This is a genomic window from Deinococcus fonticola, from assembly GCF_004634215.1.
Lineage (GTDB): Bacteria > Deinococcota > Deinococci > Deinococcales > Deinococcaceae > Deinococcus > Deinococcus fonticola.
The window spans coordinates 1-770 of record NZ_SMMH01000106.1 but is presented as its reverse complement, the minus strand read 5'-3'; the positions used below and the strand labels follow the sequence as shown (position 1 = coordinate 770).

Genomic DNA, 770 nt, shown 5'->3' with positions numbered 1-770 from the left:
GGGCCAGTTTGTCTCCGATCAGAAAGCAGGGTTGTTCATCGAAGCACAACACGGGGTTCTGTTCGTCATATGGCCTCATATACACGTCCAGCACCCGTTCCATCTCGCACAGAAATTTGGCGGTCAGCTGCGCGATGCACCATTGCTTTTTGCGATGCGGCTGGACTTCGTTTTTTTCAGGATGTAGAACACCGTTGAGGGCGCAATGCCCTCAACAAGCTGGAGTTCGACGGCTTTGTCTGCCAGCAGACGAATACTCCACTGACTATGCCCCTTTGGTGCATCACTACAGGCCAAAGCAGTGATCGCCGCACGTTCCTGGCCATCAAATTTTGCTGGGCGTCCCGTGTGGGGGGCATCGAACAGGGCGTCATCCAATCCACCCAGGACGAAGTGCTTGCGTGTCGCACGCACCATTTGCACGCTGACCCCCAGGGCACGGCTGATTTCGAGATCGGCGCTTCCCTGATGGGAGAGCAACAGAATGCGGGCGCGGGTCATGACCCGCGCCTTGCCGCTTCCTTTTGAAGTGATGGTCTTCAGGTACTGCGCTTGCTCGGCACTCAGCACCACCGCATACTGAATTGGGCGTCCCATACCTTAAGTATTCTAAATTATAGAACGCTGTACTACCTCGATTTTGGGTAGTTGGTTGGAACTATTCCCGACAGGCTGCGCCACAGGGCAGGGTGAGCAGATCCCACCAGCACCGCCCGGTCAAACCAATGGCCATTGCTGGCGTGCGCTGCGCATATTTTTGTCGTCCCACT

1 protein-coding gene is annotated in these 770 nt (G+C 55.8%); it reads right to left on the bottom strand.

Annotated elements, in window-relative coordinates:
- Positions 1 to 123: 123 nt before the first annotated feature.
- Positions 124 to 597: a helix-turn-helix domain-containing protein gene (locus tag E5Z01_RS19260; protein ID WP_135230849.1), complete on the bottom strand. Its 474-nt coding sequence runs from the start codon at positions 595 to 597 to the stop codon at positions 124 to 126.
- Positions 598 to 770: the final 173 nt, after the last annotated feature.

Bases quoted from the DNA above. Each gene is read 5' to 3' on its own strand.
- E5Z01_RS19260 (WP_135230849.1), bottom strand. From the start codon at position 597: ATGGGACGCCCAATTCAGTATGCGGTGGTGCTGAGTGCCGAGCAAGCG.